This window comes from Paenibacillus sp. SAF-068, from assembly GCF_051967555.1.
Taxonomy (GTDB): Bacteria; Bacillota; Bacilli; order Paenibacillales; family Paenibacillaceae; genus Paenibacillus.
On record NZ_JBQCJX010000003.1, the window covers coordinates 171,201 to 187,951 of the forward strand.

Sequence of the window (16,751 nt, forward strand, 5' to 3'; positions counted from 1 at the left end):
TCTTAACTGGGTCCAGGTTACCTTTTATATTTTGCATTGCGAATGAGTAGATATTGATTCGTGACAGGCTCAAGGATCTGGCTTGGCTGGAGAAGGTGATCTAGATAGTGGTATAATTTTCAATACGTAATCATGAGTGAATGAACGGGGAGGAAAAAGAAATGAGAGACGATCTGTTGGTTCAATTGCAGGAGTGGCATGAAGAAGATGAATTTCAGGAAATTGTAGATGCAATTCAAGCGATTCCTGTGGAAGAAAGGGATTATGAGCTGGTTAACCATCTGGGCCGAGCGCTGAATAACCTGGAACGGTATGAAGAAGCGGTTGAACAATTCCTGACAGTTGCCAAAGAGGGCACAGGCGACCCACTTTGGCATTATCGGATTGGACTGGCTTATTACTATCTGGAGCAATATGCGCATGCGCTGCAAGCGTTCGAAAGAGCAGATCAGTTGGACCCTGAGGATGAAGATACGCTGGAGTTCCTGGAATGGATCCGCAGTAAAATGGATGAGGAATCCTCAGAGGAACGCTTAGAGGAATCCGTAGATGAATCCGTAGATGAATCGGTAAGTACAGATCCAGCTGTCCCTGAGATCTCAACCGCACCTTTTAGGGATAGCCATTTGGAACCAATGGGTTTTTGGAATGACAGTGCTGAAGCCGTGGATCAATATGTGTTGACCCCGCCTACCGATGGACAGATCGAGTCAGTGGAGGAGCAGTTGGTGTTCAAGCTGCCAACTTCCTACATTAACATGATGAAATTACATAATGGTGGTGTTCCCCACTATCGGTATTTTCCTGTCAGCCAAGCAGAGACTGCCAAGAAGGTCCGCGTTGAGGTTGCGGGAATACTGGGTATTGGACGGGAGAAGGCACATTCGTTAGGTGGTGAAGCGGGCAGTCGGTTCATTATCGAGCAGGGAGGGTACCCCGAAATCGGTGTTGTTGTATGTGAGTGCCCTTCCGAATCGGAGGTGGTAATGCTGGATTATCGTGAATCCGGCAATGCAGGTGAGCCCGAGGTTGTTCATGTGGATAAAAATGAAAACTATAAGATCACTTGGCTTGCGCCCAATTTCGAAACCTTTATCCAAGGTCTGCTGAATGAGGAACATCAACCTGCAAACCTTCAAGGTTCACTGTAATAAGAGTTGGAGCTTCTCTTTATATACAACGTTGAAAAGGCTGCATCCGTCATGACGGATGCAGTTTTTTTGCTGCCTGGTTATGCAGAGTAAGCCGGAAATGTCGCACAACACCGGGCTTTTTATTACTGTGTTAGCTCAGGTTGGGAATCCAAAATAAGGATATACGTGTATGCGCGTTGCATAAAGGAAGTTACTCTGATAATATTTAGACATGTAATAGTTAGAGATCTAAATATTATGAGTCTAAATAGTTTGGTTTCTTCAGGAAAGGGGCTTAAGCATCATGTTAAGCATGAATGACAATACGTTAGGAGCTATTCACATGGGAAAATTAGATAATAAAGTAGCTATTATTACTGGCGGTGGCTCGGGAATTGGAGAGGGCATGGTAGATCTTTTTGCACAGGAAGGTGCCATCGTCATTGCTGCAGACATTAATGAGGAATCACTGGAGAGAGTAAGCCAAAAAGAGAATGTGTACGGAATGAAGTTGAATGTATCTTCGGATGAAGATTGGCAGGCAATGGCAAAAGTGGTGAATGAACGATTTGGGAAAATTGATATTCTGGTCAATAATGCAGGTATTTCATCAGAGAAGCCATTTGAGGAAATCAATGCACAGGATTGGGAGAAAATGCTCTCCATTAACGGTTACGGCCCATTCGCTGGCATGAAACATGTCACTCCTTATATGGCAGCCCAGAAAAAAGGCTCCATCGTCAATATCTCATCATACACGGCTATGATTGGACAAGGCTTTAACCATTACTCGGCATCCAAAGGTGCAGTACGTGCATTATCCAAAGCGGCTGCGACCACCTTCGGACGTCAAGGTATTCGGGTGAATGCTCTTTTTCCCGGGATTATCGAGACACCAATGACCCAATCCCTGAACACATCGAAAGAACTGCTTGAACGGTTAATTCAGGCAACGCCTTTGCAGCGTCTGGGCCAGGCTGTCGATATTGCCAAAGCCGCGTTGTTCCTGGCGTCGGATGATTCTTCGTACATTACCGGATCTGAACTGGTGATCGATGGTGGCTACTCAGCCCAATAGCGTGTAAAATGATGACAGCCCTTAAGTTAAATGAGGGCTGTTGTTTTATTTTTTCGAGGAGGATCTAATGGAAGAACAGAACATTTTTGAGCTTATACACAACATGGATAATTTCACCAATAAATTGATCATACAGTGGAACAAAGCATTCAATGAGGACCTTGGTGTCTCTCATGTGCTTGTACTCAGCCATCTTCACCAAAATGGAAAAAGCCGACCTTCGGATATTGCAAAAATTCTGGGATTCACGCCGCCTACACTCAGTTATCTATCTGACAAGATGGTAGCCAAGGAATTAGTCGTCAGAATGGTAGACGAAGCGGACCGTCGCATTATTTATTTGAACATTACGGATAAAGGAGCCGAAATCCTTGGAAGAGCAATATTGGAGGGCCAGAAGCTGCGTAAGAGTTTATTCCAGAAATTAAATGAAGAGGATCGGGTGCAATTGGTTCATATTTTTGAGAAGATGAATCGGGAAGATTGAGCAATGGACTCGAAGGGAGACTGAAGGTGATATGGAGGAACCGCTCAAAGTATATAACACCGCAGTGGAAGCCTTTCTTGAAGTGATCGGGGGAAAGTGGAAGCCTGTTATTCTATTCCATCTTACCTTTGGCAAGAAACGTAATGGTGAGCTCATGAAACTGATCCCTGCGATCACCCAGAAAGTGTTGACTCAGCAACTTGGTGAACTGACGGAGGCGGGGGTCATTGTCCGAATTTCCCATCACCAGGTTCCGCCAAAAGTGGAGTATGAGTTAACAGCGTATGGGTGGACTCTTAAAGAGATTCTTCATCTGATGTGTAGATGGGGCGATATACATGTGGACAATGTTTATGGTGATCGAGGAAAAATTTTGTTTAAGCCGACAACGACTACGGACCGTTGAGAAACTTATATAAGCCGATTCTGGAATTCGGGAATCGGCTTATTCTGCATTCTATTGACTTTACGGGAGGATTTTGCGATCACGTAGATTTCTAAAAATACCCATGAACATAGCCTCAGTGTCAATGAAATCATGAAAACCGAAACGGCGAGCTTTGGAACCATCTGCGAAGAAGTCATAATCCCACGAGAAGACAAAGTCACCAAATGCCCAAGAAGAGACATGATCATAAGGGGTGTTTACCAAACCATACTTTTCAATCATGGACTTCCAAAGAACTTCTTTATCTGCCATCACTTTTGCAAGTGAGAGAGGGAGTGGAGGTGCGGTTTCCAACTCGAAAAATGCAGCGATCCGGGGCCATAGTTCGTTCCAGCGAAACAGATCACCATTGGTGATATTAAATGCCTGATTGGCACAGCGAGGTTCGGTTGCCGCCCATACGGTTGCATGAGCCAGCAATGTGGCATCGGTCATTTCAAGAAGCGAATGATACGCTCCTGGTTTCCCGGGGAATCGAAGTGGCAAGCCAAGTTCCTTGGAAATAGCCGCATATACGCCAATAACCATGGCAAGGTTCATTGGATTACCCAGGGCAAATCCGCACACAACAGACGGGCGCAGGGCTGACCAAGTCCAGCTGCTTCCGGGTTGCCGATCCTCAAGAAACTGTTGCTGATCGACATTGAATTCAGGGGGCATATGATATGCGTCCGTTTCTTTGGCAGGTGTTTTGAATGGACCCAGATGTGCACCGTACACTTTATAACCTTGCATTAGGCTAATATGTTGGAGATTTGGAGCGATCGGTTCAATCGTATTCACCACATTAACGAGCATGGCCAAGTTGGGCTGTACCAATTCGGCCCAGGTTGGGCGATCCTGATACGCGGCGTAGAAAATATGCGTAACGGTCGTTAAATGACTTAGTTTGTCTTGTGTGTCTGCTTCATTCAGTAAATCAGTTGATATATAACGTAATCTGGGGGCATCTTCCCCTCCGCGGCGAGATACACCAATGACATTCCACTCGGGAAGTGTCATCAGATAATCAATAAGGTTTCTTCCAATGACGCCTCCAGCACCGATAACAAGGGCAGTGTAGCGGATAACAGATCGTTCGGTTTTCAATGGACATGCTCCTCTCTTCTTCTGTACATATTGTGGTTCAGAAAAAGAAGGATGAGAAGTACGCACCTCAAAGTCATATACGTACTTTGAAGTAATATATGATCCCGGAGCAGGATATGAGCGTTATATAATCTGTACTTTCACGAATGTTACTCATTACGCCTATAAACACAAGAAGCTGCAAAAGGAACAATCGTCCTTTCACAGCTTAGATGTGTCTGTATATCCGTCCAATAGATCTGACGTAAATAGGGTTACGCCGGGAAGCCCCCTCCTGGTGGCGGCCATGCACCGTAGAAACGACGAAGCAGAACAATTTCGCCCAAATGATACGAGTTGTGGGAGGCGATATTGCGCAGAAGTCCTGCTTTGGTTTCCCCGGGGAAATAGAGCAGAGGCTCATCTAATTGCGCTGTTTCTGCAATGGCTACGGCTTGATCAATCCCATCCAGGAATGCCTGAATATCTGCCTTCCACGTGGCTTCATCCTGTGGGCCCTTCTCTTCAGGCCAGCTCTCACTCACGTTAGCAGGGAGCTGTGGCTTGCGTCCTTCCAAGTGTTCGAGCATGAATTCCTGCCAATAATGCATATGCTTCACCAACTGATAGATCGTATACGGCATGGCCTCGTGCGTACGAGCAGCAAGTGTGACATCGATATCGGGTAGAGCGCGAGCAATACGGATATGACCGCGTTCCCCCACTAATGATTTGACAAGGGCTTGCCCAAAACTTTGATTCGCATCTGACATAAGGTACCTTCCTCTCTCTTTCTAGACCTGATCTGTTAAACTGTCTTTTATTAAGTATTATACAATTAAATTGCTAGAAATCGAAATTTGGAAACAAGAACCTAAATAACTAAAATGCCTATGATATAATAGTGAAAATAAATCTCAAGACCTCTGGGTCGAGGAGGAAGCTCCTGTGAAAGTGATATTGGTTGACGACGAACGTCTAGCGTTGATAGGCCTTCAAAAATCACTAGAAAAAGAAGTAAGCGGCATTGAAATTATTGCTACATATATGAATCCAACAGAGGCGATGGCAGGGATTGTGGAGCACCGACCTGATGTTGTATTTTTGGATATCCATATGCCAGAGATGGATGGTATGGATCTGGGGAGACAGATTCAAGCGGCAACACCGGGCATAGAAATTATATTTGTGACCAGTTACGATCAATATGCGGTGCATGCTTTTGAACTACAGGCTTTGGACTATGTGATGAAGCCCATTCAAAAAGATCGATTGAAGCAGACCGTGATTCGCGTAAGAGAGAAACTGAAGGTAAAACATGATCAGCGGTCAAAAGATACAAATGAACCTATAATTTGCTGTTTTAATCAGATTCAGTTTAAGCTTCCGGGAAAGGAAATCCAGGTAGCCAAATGGCGCACTAGCAAAGCACAGGAGCTGTTTGCATACTTGCTCCACCATCGGAACCAGGTCATTCATCGCAGTACGCTACTGGAGCTTCTGTGGCCTGACATGGAAGAAGAGAAGACGGCACACCAACTCTATACTACGATGTATCATGTCCGCCAAACCCTGAAAACTTGCAATATGGATATGATTACGATTCAAAGTGGACATCTGGAGGCAGGCTATCGACTTGAATTGGGTGAGGCACAGTTGGATAGTGAGCAGTGGGAACGGGAAATCAGGCAATGGAAAGTCATAGACGCAAGTACTGTTCATGCCTATGAGCAAGCGCTCCTTCTATATAAGGGTACCTATCTTGGTAATTATGAATACATGTGGGCTGAACCTGAACGGGAAAGATTACGCTATCTGTGGCTCTATCATATGAGGCAACTGAGTCTGTATTACCAGCAGCATGGACTGGCGGAGAAAGTGATTGAGAGCACGCAACGTATTCAGCATATGCTTCCGGATGAAGAAGAAAGTTATTTTATTCTAATGAAGTTATATGATGAAATGCACAACGATCTCGGTGTGGAGGAGCAGTATCGACTCTTAACCACCAGAATGGAGCAAGATTTGGAGATACCGATTAGTGAAGAGGTTCGTGCATGGTACAGGGACTGGAAGCTCGGTTTGATCAAGTCAGGATATCGTAACCAATGAACGTACGACAGACAAATCCCATGAGACATTTCAAATATGTTCTGATCCTGTCGATCATTTTAGCGGCATTGGTCGGCATGCGCTGGGTCTGGTCGCAGTTCTTCCCTGCCCTGGACGATTATCACGCTGTGAATGGTGTCGTTGATTTGCGAGGTGTCGATCTGGAGCAAGTCCCGGTAATGTATCTGAACGGAGAATGGGAACTATATTCGAATGAATTACTGACCGGCAAGGATACTGTGGATAGGGAAGGAGCGCAGGTGGCGGATGTGGTCCAGGTTCCGGGAGATTGGAAAAATGTCGAGAACCGGGATCGGGAGAGTTCACTTGGATATGCCACATATCGATTGCGTGTGTTGACCGATCCGCTCCAGGTACCTGTGACCTTCTGGTTCAGAAACATCCGAAGTTCATCCGAGATTGAACTCAATGGGAATACCGTGGGCGGCATGGGGAAGGTGTCGGTGGATGCGGATACCTATGAACCGCGAAGTACCTCTTATACGTCAACCTACGAAGATGAAGGCGCAACAGAGATTGAATTACTTATTCGTGTAGCTAATTATGATAGCCCGTACATAGGAGGGATCGGTAAACCGGTTCGCTTCGGTTCCCAAGCAGCGGTTGATTATGCACGTTGGTATTCCATTGGTTTTCAACTGGCCATATTTCTCGTTTTACTCCTTCATGGCATGTATGCCTGTATTCTGTTTGTATTCAATCCCCAGGAGCGGACCCTACTCGTCGCAGCGATATTAACCTTATCTGTGGGCCTCGTGGTTATGCTCGGTCATGATAACATTCTGATGTTATGGCTCCCTATTAACTATACGTGGGGAATCAAGCTTCGTTTGATCTGTCTGCTGCTGCAAAATGCGTGTATTCTGCTGTTGTTCCAAAGATTGACCTTGGTACATATACGAACAAAGATCCTTCAATTAGGCCTTGTCACGACAATAGCTTATATTGCTGTAATTCTGGCGGTGCCCGTTCACGTAGTCTATGCCATGGTTCATTACTCTATCATCGACATATTCTTTCTCGTCTCTTCTCTCTGGTTCCTGTACATTGTAGGTGTCATGCTCTTTAGGAAACAGGCTGATCGGGATATGGTCTTTCTACTCCTGACAGCTGGAGGCATCATATCCAACATGTTGTGGAGTACAAGTGAGACATCGAAAGATGTGACAACAGTCTATTATCCCATTGATATCATCTTTGCCATTACCGGTTTTTCCGCCTATTGGTTCAAGAAGTATTTCAGGAATGCCATGGAGAATATGAAGCTGAATACAGCATTGCAGAAGGGTGACAAAATTAAAGATCAGTTCTTGGCGAATACATCCCATGAACTGCGGACCCCGCTGCACGGGATCATTAACATCGCTCACAACGTGGTTACCCGAGAGAAGAGCAGATTGGATGAACGGAGTCTGGAGGATATGGAGTTGCTGATTACGATCGGTCGACGAATGTCCCATCTTCTTGGTGATCTGCTGGATGTAGTCAGGTTGAAGGAGCACCGCATTGTGTTGCGTCAGACCCCTCTTTCCATACAGTCGGTTGTACCTGGCATTATCGCCATGCTGCAATTCATGGCAGAGCGCAAACCGGTCCGCCTTCATATGGAGATACCGGAATCGTTCCCACTGGTCATGGCTGATGAAGAAAGGCTTGTTCAGATTTTGTATAATCTGCTCCATAATGCACTTAAACACACAGAGGAAGGGACAATATCTGTGAGTGCCGACATTCATGAAGGACATGCTCTGATTCATGTGACCGATACAGGCATAGGCATGGATGAGGATACACGGATGCGCATTTTCCTTCCGTATGAACAAGGGTCGTATGGAATCAGTGATGGACAAGGCATCGGACTTGGACTGAACATCTGCAAAGAGCTCGTAGAATTGCACGGCGGGGCGCTAACGGTTCACTCGGAACTCGGAAAGGGCTCGGTATTCAGCTTCGATCTGCCGCTCGCGAATGAAACCACCCATCAGGTTCAGCCACAACTTCCCCTGATCTGGGAACAGGCCGCGGAGATGATGGAAGATGCGCCTAGTGGGTTCCTGTTACCTCGCCCAGGCATGGGGGAAGCGGAAGCCCTGGCGACAGCAGAGATGGCTCCGTTGGTAAAAGAGGGGAAAGCAAACATTCTGGCTGTAGATGATGATCCGGTGAATCTGGATGTGCTAGTCAGCATTCTTTCGAATGAACCCTACACCATAACTACGGCCCGGTCGGGCCAGGAAGCGATGGAACTGCTCGGCACACGCCAGTGGGATCTGCTTATTACGGATGTGATGATGCCCAATATGTCCGGATATGAATTAACCCAGAAGGTACGGGAACAATTCTCCATGTCAGAGCTTCCGGTGTTATTGTTGACGGCACGAAGCCAGCCACCGGATATATATACCGGTTTTGCATCGGGGGCCAACGATTATGTCACGAAGCCTGTAGATGCGTTGGAGCTAAAGTATCGGATACGTGCGTTGACCCTGTTGAATCAGTCTATCCAAGAGCGCTTACGCATGGAGGCCGCTTATTTGCAGGCTCAGATCCAGCCCCATTTCCTGTTCAATACGCTGAATTCACTTATGGTCCTAAGTGATATTGATACAGAGCATATGCGGAAGCTTGGTGAAGCATTTTCATCCTATCTACGGATCAGTTTCAATTATCTCAATACAGGGGAACTGGTAAAATTATCATACGAGTTGGAACTCGTGGAAGCCTATCTTTTTATTGAAAAAACACGATTTGAAGATCGATTGTCGGTGGTATTAAACGTAGAGCCGGATCTTCCGTTACTTCTCCCGCCGCTATCGATTCAGCCCTTGATCGAAAATGCCGTAAGACACGGGTTATTAAGCCGAAATGTGGGTGGGACAGTATGCCTGTCCATCACTCGCCATGAGGGTTATACGCGTATTGAGGTGAAGGATAATGGCAAAGGCATGGAACCGGAAAAGGTTGCAGAGCTGCTACATGCTACACCAGGTGGAAAAGGCGGAATAGGCATTGTGAATACGAACCGCAGATTGTTGCAACGGTATGGTCAGGGATTATCAATTGTAAGTGAGCCTGGAGAGGGCACGATGGTATCATTTGATATTCCGGACGAGATATAAGGAAAAGGCCGCAGAAGTGAAGACTTCCGGCCTTTTTGTATTGCTTGCGTGTTCATTCCCTAATTTTAATTATTTCTAATGCATCTTTCATATGTTAGTATATTTAACATTAGAAGCGCAGGTTCGGGTAATGAGCGCTAAATGTTGTTATAGTGGGTGAAGAGATCGATGCGTAATTGGGTCAAAAATGAGAATGTGCAGATGACGGCCATTGCCTTTGCCACAGCGGTAGGGGCGCAATTCAAGATAAATCCGTTCCGGGAAGACTACTTCCGAATCGGGCTGGGGGTTAGCATTCTTTTATTTCTGCTGATGATTATGCCGCACCTGTCTTATGTGAAGACAGGAATTCTGACAGGTATTGCAAATGTCCTGTTTCAGTCGGCAGATCTCATTAATCATGTACAGACCGTATCCATCCTGGAAAGCATGCGGGACAATCTGGGGGCAGGCGTGTATTATGTGGTCTTTGCCTATGGGCTTAGCAAGTTCAGGCATCGATTCCATGAAATGCAGCCTCTTCTGCTCGGCGGCCTGATTACCGGTATCGATTTTTCCTCTAATCTTGTTGAACTGCTTCTTCGCGGCATGTTAAGCGGCACCAATATCTTTTATATGAAGGAATGGTTGTATCTGCTTGTGGTGGGCGGCCTGCGAAGTTATTTTGTGATTGGGCTCTACAACAGCTTTGCGGTGAGGCAGATGCGGCTTTTGCATGCAGAGCAGGAGAAGCGGATGGAGCAGATGTTGAGTGTAAACTCAGGTCTGTATGGCGAGGTATTTTACTTGAAGAAAGCAATGAATACCATTGAAGGCATTACGGCGGACAGTTATGATCTGTATCGGGATCTTCGAGAGCAGGACATGAACCAATACAGTCAGCGTACGCTGGGTATTGCTCAGCAGATTCATGAAGTGAAGAAGGACTCACAACGCATTCTCGCCGGTCTGCTGAAGCTGTATGATAACGAAAAAGCGGTCAACATGAGCTTGTCCGAAGTATTGAACTTTGCCAGCAAAGCAAACCGAAAATATAGTGAGATGCTGCATAAGCAGGTCGAGATCGATATTGAGCAACAGTATGATTGTGAGTCTCCGTATTACATTCCTCTTTTAACGGTAATGAACAACCTGATTGCCAATGCAGTAGAGGCGATTGAGCATGATGGGACGGTTCGGATTCGTGTATATGAGCAGGAAGATGACGTACATCTGGTCGTGATGGATACGGGGAAAGGCATACCTGAAGCCAAACGGGATGTTATCTTCGAACCTGGCTATACCACCAAGTTTAATGAAGTCGGCATTGCCGCAACAGGAATTGGTCTGTCCCATGTACGTGATATCGTCCAGTCGTTGGAGGGAAGCATTACGGTTGAATCGGGGCCAACGGGGGCGAAAGGTACTCTATTTGCTATAACTATTCCCAAAATGAATCTAATCAAGGGGGGCGATGTCGATGACACTTTCTATCATGATCGTGGATGATGATGTGGTAAGCCGAAGCATGCTGCATGATATCATTGAATCCTGTGGAATCGGCGAGCTCGCAGGCATGGCAGAGGGCGGCATAGAAGGAGCACGGATGATCATGGATCTGCGTCCCGATGTGGTGCTGATTGATCTGCTGATGCCGGATCAGGATGGAATAGAGACGGTTTCGAAACTGAAGCACAGCGGATATACCGGCAAATTCATCATGATCTCTCAGGTGGAGAACAAAGAGATGGTAGGGGCGGCCTACCAGAACGGAATTGAATTCTTCATTCATAAACCGATTAATCGGGTAGAAGTGGAGCATGTGCTCAGCAAAGTGAATGAACAGTGGAAGTATGAACGCTACATCCTGGAGGTCAAGCAGTCGATGGCCCGATTGAATCTGGTAGAAGCACAAGCCCCTCTCCAAGGTCGTACGGTACGGGATGCGGCGAGAAGCATTCTGATGGATCTGGGGATTATCGGTGAAAGTGGCAGCAAGGATATTGTAGCCCTTATGGAGTATGCAATTGATCAGAAGCGCGCTGGAGAGTGGCCGCCATTGAAGGAGTCGTATGAAGCGGTGGCCCGGACATACAAGTCTGCACCCAAGGACGTGGAGAAAGAGAGCAAGGCGATGGAACAACGCATTCGTAGAACGGTAATTGCCGCGTTAACGAACATGGCCTCGATTGGACTCACCGACTATAGCAACCACAAGTTTGAGCATTATGCCCCCCTCTATTTCGACTTCCAGGATGTTCGCATGAAGATGAGAGCGATGGAAGAGGATCAGGCAGGCGACAAAGGCAAGGTTAATATCAAAAAGTTCCTGCATGTGTTCTATATGGAGACGATTGAAAAGATGAATAACTGAGCCGGCATGAGCGGACCAAGGCGTTTCTGAGCTAGGTTTTATAGTCTTTTGAAGAGGTAACCCCTTATGGCAGACCGTGTACTATAGACATCAGAAATTGATGGACGTAGGAACGGGAAGCCGAAGGGGTTATTATTTTAATCCAAAATCACCTCTTTATCGGGTTGTTCGAGGAATTCGAACATGATTTTAATTTGTTCCAGCGTATTTCTCTCCAATGATAATTCTGGTAAAGCGTCGATAGCAAAAAAATCGACTGCGCTTGTTTCTACACCTGTTTCCGCTTGGCCTCCTATAATGTCACAGCGGATAAACATCTTATATACGTGATAAGGCTCAGGTGGGTGTCCATGAAATTTTTTGTCCAATACGGCTAACAATCGCATCGGTACAACATCAAAGCCGGATTCTTCTTTAATTTCCTTCACCGCTACTTCTGATGGTGATAGGCCGATGTCACTCCACCCCCCAGGTAATGCCCATGCCCCATCCATTTTCTCTTGAACCAGAAGTACTTTGTTTTCCCTAAAAACAACACCGCGAATATCGACTTTAGGGGTTGCGTAACCTGAATCACTTGCAAATGTAAGTGATATTTTCTCTTTGTTAACAGAAGTATAGTTGCTTAAGATATCAACACTAATGCGTCTTAATTCCTCATAACGCTCGATATCATAAACATCCTTGGCATAGGTTAAACCTGTTTGTGAAATAGCTTGAATCTGTTTGGCCCATTCCAGCCACTTTGTGTCCATGCACTCCTCTTTTCTTCGCAAGTCACGAGATTTAGTTTGGTTAGGAAATAAACCCATTATATCATAGAAATTACAGTCTATAATTATTGCTTACTATTATAGAGTTGCGAGATATGATATTAGGCGAGATTTTGCAGAAATACGTTAACGATCATGTTAAGCTTGCTATTGTGGGAGATTTCGAAGGAGATAACAGCAAGAGCCTGCTTATAATATAGCCAAACGTAGGAGGTTTACATGGTGATATCTAATGAGAATTTAAAGGTAACTGCTCTGCCTGAGATCGGAAATCTCAAAGTGCATGGCAGAACAACTGGTGAGTTGTCGCCGTTGACGTTATTTTGGACGGGAAGTGCAGTTGAACTTAATGTACAGGGCTCCGAACTATGGGTTGAGTTAGAGTCCGAATACGATATGTATGAGTCATGGATCAGTATTCTGATCAACGGTGTTCCGGTGAGCAGACAGATGTTGACGGCCGGAAGGTACTGGGTCTGTGTATTTCGGGGGATGAACGCGGATGTGGTGAAGAATGTACGGATCGTTAAGGATGTTCAAGCAATGAGTGGTGATCCGGATTGCTCTTTGCAGATTCACGCGGTGAAATCCGATGGAGCGTTCCTGCCTGTGCAGGAAAAACCGTACAAGATTGAGTTCATCGGTGACAGCATTACATCTGGCGAAGGCGCGATTGGGGCTAAAGCGGAGGAAGATTGGATTCCGATGTGGTTTAGTGCCATACATAATTATACTTATATGACAGCAGAAGCGCTGAATGCAGAATACCGGGTCATCTCGCAGAGTGGCTGGGGTGTGCTGACAAGCTGGGATAACAATCCGAAGGGGAATATCCCCGATGTGTACGAACAGGTCTGCAGCTTGCTTACCGGTGAACGTAACGAAGCGCTAGGCGCAGGAGATCAGCATGATTTTGGTTCCTGGCAGCCGGATGTGGTAGTCGTGAACCTGGGCAGCAATGATGGGGGTGCATTTCAGTCACCTGAGTGGACAGATCCTGACACGGGCAAGGTGTACAAGCAACGTTTGAACGAAGACGGTACGTATCATGAAGAGGATTTGGCTGCTTTTGAGAAAGCGGTGGAACAGTTCCTGTTCAAACTTCGGAAAAACAATCCGGCGGCACACCTCGTATGGGCTTATGGCATGCTCGGCTTCCCAATGATGCCTGCCATCTACCGTGCGGTTGATGCGTATGCAAAGGAGACAGGGGATCGCAAGGTTACAATTATCCAGCTTCCTGATACAACCGAAGAGACGGTAGGCGCGCGCACCCATCCAGGCGAGTTATCTCACCGTAGAACGGCAGAGGTGTTGGCGGAATATGTACGAGGCATGCTAGGATAGCCTGAAATAGGGTCAAGGAAAGACCACTCTTTCATGAACGGTACCCCAATGGTTAGATATGTTTCACTGCATGGGGCTCTTCATTATAACAGTGGTCTTTTCCTTTACTGCATGATTTAGATATTCGAGGGTAGGTCCGCTGTATCGCTGTTCTGTACCACATAACGGATCGAGATGATCTGCCCGAGCGTCTGGGTTCGGATCATTTTGAATTGACTTGGCACCGTGCCTGTTGGGAATAAGGGAATGCCTTCACCAAGAATTTTCGGAATGATGGCGACTTCAATCTCATCCAGTAATTTTTTGGCTAACACAGCTTCAACCAATATGCCACCACCTACAATCCATACATCTCCATCAGAATTCTGCTTTAATCGGGGGATGAGCGTATCTACCGTCTCGGTTGTAAACTGTACATGCGGAGCGGGCGGCTGTTCCGAGCGGGAGAGCACATACGTTGGGCGATCTGCATAGGGAAATTCTTCAGAAAGCGTGAGCACCTCTTCATACGTATAACGTCCCATAACAACGCTACCGATCGTTTGATAGAATGCCGCATACCCGTTGTCTCCACCGTCACCCTCCACATCAAATAACCAATCTACCGACCCGTCCAGTCTTGCGATATATCCATCCAAACTCATAGCAATGTACAAAATGGTTTTGTTAGTATTCATAGTAATCGCTCCCTTCTACAATGTATGATACACTTTAACTATGACAAAAGTTGACGTAGTTAGGGTGTTGAATTCATGAATAATCGGAAGCTGGCTATCATGCGTCTCATGGATTCCAGACAGAAATTCACTGCTCGGGAACTGGCAGAACGGTTCGACGTTTCGGTTCGTACGATCCAGCGAGATCTGGATGCATTGCAGGCGCTGGGTTTTCCTTTGTACACAGAAGTTGGCGTGAACGGAGGATACCGGGTGTTGCCCAATCGGATTTTGCCACCTCTTCAACTGACACAGCAGGAGGCATTAGGACTGTTTATGATGCTGGAATATCTACAGCAAGTCCCGGATTTTCCATATGGATCAATGCGTGAACATCTGGCTGAACAGTATTTCTCTACTTTGCCTGAGGATGTACAGGATCTGATTATGCGAATGAGAGAGCATATTACCTTCGTCCAGCATCCTGGTGAGCATGCGGAGCCTTTAACAACCGAGATATTGGGTGCAGCGGTAGAAAAGAGAGAAATCCAGTTTATGTATCATGCCCGCAATGATCGTAAAAAAGTACGAGTGTTCCCTTATGGTATCTACTATGAGCAGGGGCATTGGTACATGCCAGCACGGCATAAGGATCGCGTGTTGTTGTATCGGGTGGATCGTATGCAGCAGTTGGTTGTTATGGAATCTGTAGATGGATCTGTTCCGAGCCTGAAAGCATGGTTAGATGCCAAAGAAAGCAGAGCGAGCGTAGAAGTGGTGCTGCAATTCACGGATTTTGGAGCAAGGATGGCCGCGTCAGATGTGTTATTCAAGTCGGTTCAAGGCAACGAATGGCGCGGATTGGTTCCGCCCGAGGAGTTTTCTTTTACAGCGCGAAAGTTACTCTCCTATGGCCCGGAAGTGAAAGTAATCTCACCCCCTGAATTGAAGCAACAGGTTAGAGAGCTGCTCGAACGAAGTCTAAGCCAGTATAGTAGGGAGTAAAAGTTATATACGCTCGATATTTGGGTATCCAGGAAAAGATAAGAGAGGTGGTAGAGGAATGAGCAAAGTTTGGACGAAAGACACCATCCCGACTGTATCCGATAAAGTAGTAATTGTGACAGGGGCGAATGGCGGATTGGGGTATGAAACGGCATTAGCGTTAGCGGATAAGGGCGCTAAAGTTATCCTTGCAGTTCGTAATTTGGAAAAAGGTGAAAAGGCAGCTAATCAGATAAAGTCGTCTGTCCATGTCGCTGGAGAGGTAAGCGTTATGCAGCTTGACCTTAGTGATTTAGCTAGTATCCGTAAGTTTGCAGCCGCTTTTCTTGAGCAATACGATTCCTTGTCCATTCTCGTCAATAATGCAGGAATTATGAATCCTCCATTCCAGTTAACGAAGGATGGCTTTGAATTGCAGTTTGGTAGTAATCATCTGGGCCATTTTGCGCTTACGGGCCTGTTATTGCCACAATTGATTTCTACTCCGAAATCGAGGATAGTTACTATAAGCAGTTTGGCAGCTGGAAATGGTGTAATTGATTTTAATAATTTGGATGGCTCCAAAGGATATGCTCCCATGAAGTTCTACAGTCAGAGCAAGCTAGCCAATCTGATGTTTGCGAGAGAACTGCAGAATAAGTTCAATTCCGCTCATGTTGATTCCATGAGTATCGCCGCTCATCCGGGAATTTCGCATACCAATCTATTTTCCTTCGGTTCGGGGAAACAGGCCAATATTTTCATGCGCAGTCTATTGAAAATCATTAGTCAACCTGCACATATGGGGGCATTACCTACCTTGTATGCTGCAACAGATCCGACGATTACGGGAGGAGAGTATATTGCTCCCAGCGGTATAGGTGGCACTAGGGGCTATCCCAAGAGCGCTACGATTATTGAAAAATTATATGATGCCAACATTTCAAGCAAGCTATGGAGCGTTTCAGAAGAACTAACAGGGGTTTATTACAGATTTAATGAATGAATGGGGGGCTACCATGATTCGATTCATAAAAGGTTTCACGACCCGCTCTATGCAGAGTCCATGTGATGAACAACGGCGGTTGTTTGCATAGAGCCTGAAACTCATTTCCGCCATACCATTGTAGTGCATATCCAATGTGTTCATCGTAAGACTCTGCGGCCTTAAG

Annotated in this window: 16 protein-coding genes; 12 read left to right on the forward strand and 4 right to left on the reverse strand. The window is 46.1% G+C overall.

The window, feature by feature from the left end; translation table 11 throughout:
• The first annotated feature begins 161 nt into the window (after positions 1 to 161).
• From ACTHPG_RS18505 to ACTHPG_RS18520, 4 genes are all read left to right on the forward strand, one after another.
• Positions 162 to 1,151, forward strand: a complete 990-nt coding sequence (locus ACTHPG_RS18505; protein WP_440390944.1) for an SMI1/KNR4 family protein — start codon at positions 162 to 164, stop codon at positions 1,149 to 1,151.
• 325 nt (positions 1,152 to 1,476) lie between these two features.
• Positions 1,477 to 2,211, forward strand: coding sequence for an SDR family NAD(P)-dependent oxidoreductase (locus ACTHPG_RS18510; protein WP_440390945.1), 735 nt, complete (start codon positions 1,477 to 1,479; stop codon positions 2,209 to 2,211).
• 67 nt (positions 2,212 to 2,278) lie between these two features.
• Positions 2,279 to 2,698: a MarR family winged helix-turn-helix transcriptional regulator gene (locus tag ACTHPG_RS18515; RefSeq protein ID WP_440390946.1), complete on the forward strand. Its 420-nt coding sequence runs from the start codon at positions 2,279 to 2,281 to the stop codon at positions 2,696 to 2,698.
• 31 nt (positions 2,699 to 2,729) lie between these two features.
• Positions 2,730 to 3,104 carry a winged helix-turn-helix transcriptional regulator gene (locus ACTHPG_RS18520; RefSeq protein WP_440390947.1) on the forward strand — a complete coding sequence of 125 codons (375 nt, stop codon included), beginning with the start codon at positions 2,730 to 2,732 and terminating at the stop codon, positions 3,102 to 3,104.
• 60 nt (positions 3,105 to 3,164) lie between these two features.
• On the opposite strand, the gene ACTHPG_RS18525 is transcribed toward ACTHPG_RS18520, so the two are convergent.
• Together ACTHPG_RS18525 and ACTHPG_RS18530 are read right to left on the reverse strand one after the other, a co-directional pair.
• Positions 3,165 to 4,235 (reverse strand): SDR family oxidoreductase, encoded by a 1,071-nt coding sequence (locus tag ACTHPG_RS18525; protein ID WP_440390948.1) that lies wholly within the window; start codon positions 4,233 to 4,235, stop codon positions 3,165 to 3,167.
• A gap of 254 nt (positions 4,236 to 4,489) precedes the next feature.
• Entirely contained in the window at positions 4,490 to 4,987 is a 498-nt protein-coding gene (locus tag ACTHPG_RS18530; protein ID WP_440390949.1) for a DinB family protein, read from the reverse strand.
• Between the two features lie 175 nt (positions 4,988 to 5,162).
• On the opposite strand from ACTHPG_RS18530, the gene ACTHPG_RS18535 reads away from it, so the two are divergent.
• The 4 genes from ACTHPG_RS18535 to ACTHPG_RS18550 all read left to right on the forward strand — a co-directional run bounded on the left by ACTHPG_RS18535 (position 5,163) and on the right by ACTHPG_RS18550 (position 11,819).
• Positions 5,163 to 6,326, forward strand: a complete 1,164-nt coding sequence (locus tag ACTHPG_RS18535; protein WP_440390950.1) for a response regulator — start codon at positions 5,163 to 5,165, stop codon at positions 6,324 to 6,326.
• Entirely contained in the window at positions 6,323 to 9,466 is a 3,144-nt protein-coding gene (locus ACTHPG_RS18540; protein WP_440390951.1) for an ATP-binding protein, read from the forward strand. Before ACTHPG_RS18535 ends, ACTHPG_RS18540 begins: the two co-directional genes overlap by 4 nt.
• A gap of 168 nt (positions 9,467 to 9,634) precedes the next feature.
• On the forward strand, positions 9,635 to 10,954 hold the full coding sequence (locus ACTHPG_RS18545; protein WP_440390952.1) for an ATP-binding protein: 1,320 nt from the start codon (positions 9,635 to 9,637) through the stop codon (positions 10,952 to 10,954).
• Positions 10,926 to 11,819 (forward strand): response regulator, encoded by an 894-nt coding sequence (locus tag ACTHPG_RS18550; RefSeq protein WP_440390953.1) that lies wholly within the window; start codon positions 10,926 to 10,928, stop codon positions 11,817 to 11,819. Before ACTHPG_RS18545 ends, ACTHPG_RS18550 begins: the two co-directional genes overlap by 29 nt.
• 137 nt (positions 11,820 to 11,956) lie before the next feature.
• On the opposite strand, the gene ACTHPG_RS18555 is transcribed toward ACTHPG_RS18550, so the two are convergent.
• The gene (locus ACTHPG_RS18555) at positions 11,957 to 12,574 is read right to left on the reverse strand and encodes an NUDIX hydrolase (RefSeq protein WP_440390954.1); all 618 of its coding nucleotides are present in this window, start codon (positions 12,572 to 12,574) and stop codon (positions 11,957 to 11,959) included.
• A gap of 104 nt (positions 12,575 to 12,678) precedes the next feature.
• On the opposite strand from ACTHPG_RS18555, the gene ACTHPG_RS18560 reads away from it, so the two are divergent.
• Both ACTHPG_RS18560 and ACTHPG_RS18565 read left to right on the forward strand, forming a co-directional pair.
• The gene (locus ACTHPG_RS18560; protein WP_440391403.1) at positions 12,679 to 12,792 is read left to right on the forward strand and encodes a DUF4180 domain-containing protein; all 114 of its coding nucleotides are present in this window, start codon (positions 12,679 to 12,681) and stop codon (positions 12,790 to 12,792) included.
• 19 nt (positions 12,793 to 12,811) lie between these two features.
• Positions 12,812 to 13,939 (forward strand): SGNH/GDSL hydrolase family protein, encoded by a 1,128-nt coding sequence (locus tag ACTHPG_RS18565; protein WP_440390955.1) that lies wholly within the window; start codon positions 12,812 to 12,814, stop codon positions 13,937 to 13,939.
• Positions 13,940 to 14,055: 116 nt separating this feature from the next.
• On the opposite strand, the gene ACTHPG_RS18570 is transcribed toward ACTHPG_RS18565, so the two are convergent.
• Positions 14,056 to 14,616 (reverse strand): dihydrofolate reductase family protein, encoded by a 561-nt coding sequence (locus ACTHPG_RS18570; protein ID WP_440390956.1) that lies wholly within the window; start codon positions 14,614 to 14,616, stop codon positions 14,056 to 14,058.
• A 75-nt stretch (positions 14,617 to 14,691) separates the two neighbouring features.
• Here ACTHPG_RS18570 and ACTHPG_RS18575 point away from each other — a divergent pair, with 75 nt between their 5' ends.
• Positions 14,692 to 15,600 (forward strand): helix-turn-helix transcriptional regulator, encoded by a 909-nt coding sequence (locus ACTHPG_RS18575; protein WP_440390957.1) that lies wholly within the window; start codon positions 14,692 to 14,694, stop codon positions 15,598 to 15,600.
• Between the two features lie 58 nt (positions 15,601 to 15,658).
• Positions 15,659 to 16,585 (forward strand): oxidoreductase, encoded by a 927-nt coding sequence (locus tag ACTHPG_RS18580; protein WP_440390958.1) that lies wholly within the window; start codon positions 15,659 to 15,661, stop codon positions 16,583 to 16,585.
• Positions 16,586 to 16,751: the final 166 nt, after the last annotated feature.